Consider the following 4,520-nt stretch of genomic DNA (forward strand, 5'->3'; position numbering starts at 1 on the left):
CACAGCACCAGGTCGGCATCGCTCAGGCGTTCGGCCAGCCACAGGCCGGGGCCGGTGCCGACGTCGGCCAGGGCCACCACCAGGTCGGCCTCGCGTCGTGCCTGCTCGAAGGCCGGCAGCAGCGATTGATACCACTGTTTGAGCGAGGCTTTCTGGTCCTGGGCGTAGGGGTCGGTCACCCCCACCACCGCCACCTTGATGCCGGCGCGGCGCACCACCGTAAAGGCCGGCGTGCCCAGCGCCTGGGCCTGTGCCGGGGCGAGGCCGGCGCCGAGCACAGCCTGGCCGTACTGGCGATAGAGGCCCGCACACTGCTGCGGCCAGAGCACGCGTTCATCACTGCTGACACGGACTTCGCTGCCGAGCAGTTGGCTGCCCTGCACACCGCTGGCGCCCTGGGTCAGGTAGGCCAGGCCGCTGCCGTTCCAGCCTTGGCCGTTTTCCAGGGTCAGGCAATTGTCGTGGCCCGCCGCTTCGCGCAGTTGCTCGAGCAAGGCACCGAGCACCGCGTAACCACCGGTGCGCACGCCGTCACTCAGGCTCGCATCGAGCAAGGGGTTGAGTTCGGCGCGCGGTTGCCGGGCACTCGCCCCGCTCATCCACGGCGCCTGGCCCAGGTGGCTGACCGGCCCCAGTCGGGTGGCGGGCACTACCGGCGTACCGGGCTGACGCGCATCCAGGGTGTCGCCGAAGTACAGCAGGTCGACCCCGGCACTGTGCCCGGCAGACGGCATGCCCAGGCTGGAACAGGCCGTCAGCAAAGGCGCCACGGCGCCGACGCCCATCCACCCCAACACCTCTCGTCTGCGCATGCTCGCCATCTGCTCCTTCGTCCTCGGACTTGTCTGTTGTCGGACCCGGATAGTGCGGCGGCGGGATTACAGTTTGATGGCAGTTATTCGACAGGGCCTGCAAAACCCCATCCAAATCAATTGGTAAGCAATAGCGGTGTGACAGGCCTTTTCATAAAACTGCCAATCAATCATCACACTTGGTCTCTAGAGTGCCGGTTTCCGTAGAAGCCACTTCACTTAACAAGGATATGAAGAGATGAGTCGAGACACCGGCGACAACCTGGACCGCAACACCAGTGGCAACCTGCCTATGGCGTCTGTCTTGGATGCCTACCTGAGCCGCCGCAGCGTGGTACGCGGCAGCCTCGGCGCCGCGATCGCGATGATTGCAGGGACAGGCCTGAGCGGCTGCTTCGACAGCGGCGGCGGCTCGGACAACGATTCCACCCCCGACAACGATTCCAAGCCACCGGTCACCCCCGAAGAGCCGAAGCTGAAACTGGGCTTCAACTCCATCCCTGGCTCGCGCACCGACGCCTGTGTCGTCGCCGCCGGCTACAGCGCCTACGTGCTGGCCCCCTGGGGCACCCCGCTGAACAGCCAGGCCAACCCGTGGAAAAGCGACGGCACCAATACCTCCACCGACCAGGCCAACTCGATGGGCATGCACCACGACGGCATGCACTTCTTCCCTATCAACGGCAGCTCCGATGACGGCCTGCTGGCGATCAACTTCGAATACATCGACGCCGACGCACTGCACCCGGCCGGTCCCACCGTAGACGGCAGCGGCAATCGCCCGGTCGAGGAAGTGCGCAAGGAAATCAACGCCCACGGCGCTGGCGTGGTACGCCTGAGCAAGGTCAGCGGGCGCTGGCAGGTGGTCGACAACGACCCGCTCAACCGCCGTTTCACCACCGCCACGGTGATGGACCTGGCCGGCCCGCTGCGCGGCAGCGACCACGTCAAGACGGTGTTCTCCACCGCCGGCACCCAGGCACGCGGCACCAACAACAACTGCGGCAACGGCTACACCCCGTGGGGCACCTACCTGACCTGCGAAGAGAACTGGCCGGGGATTTTCGTCAACACCAGCGGTAGCGTACCGGACGATCAGCGCCGCATCGGCGTGAGCACCAGCGCGGGCAACTACAAATGGGAAACGGCGGCGAACGATCCCAGCGAAGTGGACGGCGAGTTCACCCGCTTCATCCTCAACCCCACCGGTGCCAGCGCCACCGATGACTACCGCAACGAAGCCAGCACCTACGGTTACATCGTCGAGATCGACCCGTACGACGCCAGCACCCGCGCCACCAAACGCACCGCACTCGGCCGCTTCCGCCACGAAGGCTGCTGCCCCGCACTGCCGGTGGCGGGCAAGCCGGTGGTGTTCTACATGGGCGACGACTCCAAGAACGAATACCTCTACAAGTTCGTGTCCACCGCCCTGTGGGACAGCGCCGATGCCAACCCGAGCAATCGCCTGGCCACCGGTGCCAAGTACATGGACGACGGCAAGCTCTACGTGGCGCGTTTCGATGCCGACGGCAGCGGCCACTGGCTGCTGCTCGACGTGGCCACCAGCACCACCGGTGGCTCGACCCTCGGCGCGCTGTACACCGACTTGCCAGGCATCATCCTCAACACCCGCGGCGCCGCCGACGCAGTGGGCGCCACCCCGATGGACCGCCCGGAATGGACCACGGTCAACCCGCTCAACGGCGACGTGTACCTGACCCTCACCAACAACGACTCGCGTACCGCAGCCACGGTCGATGCGGCCAACCCGCGCGGGCCGAACAAGCACGGGCACATCATCCGCTGGCACGACAGTGACGATCACCTGACCTTCACCTGGGACATCTTCGTGTTCGGCGCCAACGCCGCAGCCACCGCCGATATCAACCGTTCGGGCCTGAGCGAACTCAACCAGTTCGCCAGCCCCGACGGCATGAGCTTCGATAGCCGCGGGATTCTGTGGTTCCAGACCGACAACGGCGAGTCGACCCTGACCAGCTACACCAACGACCAGATGCTGGCGGTGATCCCCACCGACCTGGTCGACGCCAATGGCAAGCAGGTGCCGGTCAACGCGCAGAACCAGGTGGACCTGCGTCGTTTCTTCGTCGGCCCCAATGGGTGCGAGGTCACCGGGATCGCGTTTACCCCGGACAACAAATCGATCTTCGTGAACATCCAGCACCCGGAAAACTGGCCGTCCACCGATGTCGCCACGGCGGTCACGCCAGCCGGCACCCCGGTGCGCCCTCGCGCATCGACCGTGGTCATCCAGCGCAACGATGGCGGTGAAATCGGCGTGTAAGCTGCCCCGATGAACCGTTGCCCTTACCAGGGCAGCGGTTCACGCCGGGTCACCCGCACCTGCTGGGCCGGCACCCGCGCATGCCATTGCACCACACCGCGGGCATGCACCTGGTACTGGCTGCGCAGCACACGAGCGTCCTGCTCGATCTCCAGCTGCAACAGAAAATGCCCGCTGTTGAGCAGCAACCCCTCACTCAAACGCTCGAACGTCGCATCATCCAGCGCCCCCAGCGCCTGGCGCAATGCGCCGGCATCGCGGTAGCCATCCGCCGGCCGCGCGCTGACGATGCGCGTCAACAGGGCACGGCTCACCTCCCCTTCGTAGAGCGCCTCGAGCAACGGCAGTTGATCGAGCGTCAGCGCATTGGCATTGAGCCGCCAGCCGGTGGTCTCGGGCAGCGCACACAGCTGCGGGTAGCGCGCCTGGCGCTGCGGGTCGGGCTGCAGCAGCAGGTTCAGCTCGCTCATGTCGAGCATCAGCTGATTGGCCGCCAGGCGCGGGGAGGCTTGGCGCAAGTAGTGATCATTTTCAGCGCCATTCAGGCGCGCCTGGTGATCGCTGTCGATCCAGTCGGCCAGGGCGTGGGTCATCTGCGCGGCGGCCATGTCGCCACCGAGCAGGTACTGCAGTTGGCGTTCGGCCCGCTCGGCGTCGTCGCCGGCCAGGCTGTTGACGTTGAAGCAGGTGTGCAGGTCGCGAATGCGCAAACGGGCCGATCCACCCGCAAAGGCATAGGGCAGCGGCTGCCCGCGCAAGGCTTGCCAGAACAGCGGGCTGGCACGCCAGGCCAGGTCTTGCAGGGCCTGTTCGGCAAACGCCAGTGCGGCCCGCTCCATCGCCCGCGCCTGCACGCGCTGTTGCACCAGGCGCACCCCGTCGACCTGCGCGCGACCCTCCTGCACCAGCCAGGCCAGGCCACCGGCGAGCATCGCCAGCACCACCAGTACCATCAGCAATGCCGCGCCTTGCTGTCGCTTGCCGCCCATCGTCGCCTCACCGTGTGCCAAAGAGGGGCCAGTCAACACGGTGGATGTTTCAGGCACATGGCAAACGCGCTCGGCGTCACCGTTGCGTCATAAAGCACAGGCAGGATAAAGCCTTCTTTTTCATGACCTTGGAGTGTTCCACATGGGCGGTATCGGAATCTGGCAACTGGTGATTGTGCTGCTGATCGTGTTCTTGCTGTTCGGCACCAAGCGCCTCAAGGGGCTGGGCTCGGATGTGGGCGAGGCGATCCAGGGCTTTCGCAAATCCATGGGCAACGGCCCAGAGGCAGAGGCCGAAGACAAGCCAGTGCCAGTACAGCAGGTGCAGCAGACCCACCAGGAGCCGCGTAGCTGATGTTTGAAATCGGCTTCACCGAGCTGTTGCTGGTGGGCGTGGTGGCGCTGCTGGTG

The 4,520-nt window shown here is 65.7% G+C and carries 4 protein-coding genes and 1 pseudogene; 3 read left to right on the top strand and 2 right to left on the bottom strand.

Annotated elements, in window-relative coordinates:
• Positions 1–821 (bottom strand): annotated as a pseudogene (locus G3436_RS23930) (bifunctional UDP-sugar hydrolase/5'-nucleotidase); the annotation flags it as partial.
• A gap of 229 nt (positions 822–1,050) precedes the next feature.
• On the opposite strand from G3436_RS23930, the gene G3436_RS23935 reads away from it, so the two are divergent.
• Positions 1,051–3,120, top strand: a complete 2,070-nt coding sequence (locus tag G3436_RS23935) for a PhoX family protein (RefSeq protein ID WP_163950260.1) — start codon at positions 1,051–1,053, stop codon at positions 3,118–3,120.
• A 23-nt stretch (positions 3,121–3,143) separates the two neighbouring features.
• Here G3436_RS23935 and gspK read toward each other — a convergent pair whose 3' ends face one another.
• A complete protein-coding gene (gspK, locus tag G3436_RS23940) occupies positions 3,144–4,109 on the bottom strand; it encodes a type II secretion system minor pseudopilin GspK (protein ID WP_163950263.1) in 966 nt (321 codons plus the stop codon).
• 142 nt (positions 4,110–4,251) lie between these two features.
• Here gspK and tatA point away from each other — a divergent pair, with 142 nt between their 5' ends.
• On the top strand, positions 4,252–4,464 hold the full coding sequence (gene tatA, locus G3436_RS28650) for a twin-arginine translocase TatA/TatE family subunit (protein WP_163950265.1): 213 nt from the start codon (positions 4,252–4,254) through the stop codon (positions 4,462–4,464).
• Positions 4,464–4,520 (top strand): twin-arginine translocase TatA/TatE family subunit (locus tag G3436_RS29245; RefSeq protein ID WP_476644182.1); only part of this gene is annotated, 57 nt, incomplete at its 3' end. The genes tatA and G3436_RS29245, both read left to right, overlap by 1 nt.

This window comes from Pseudomonas brassicae, from assembly GCF_010671725.1.
GTDB classification, from domain to species: domain Bacteria; phylum Pseudomonadota; class Gammaproteobacteria; order Pseudomonadales; family Pseudomonadaceae; genus Aquipseudomonas; species Aquipseudomonas brassicae.

Coding starts and splice junctions, on each gene's coding strand:
- gspK (WP_163950263.1), bottom strand. CDS start 4,109: ATGGGCGGCAAGCGACAGCAAGGCGCGGCATTGCTGATGGTACTGGTG.
- G3436_RS23935 (WP_163950260.1), top strand. CDS start 1,051: ATGAGTCGAGACACCGGCGACAACCTGGACCGCAACACCAGTGGCAAC.
- tatA (WP_163950265.1), top strand. CDS start 4,252: ATGGGCGGTATCGGAATCTGGCAACTGGTGATTGTGCTGCTGATCGTG.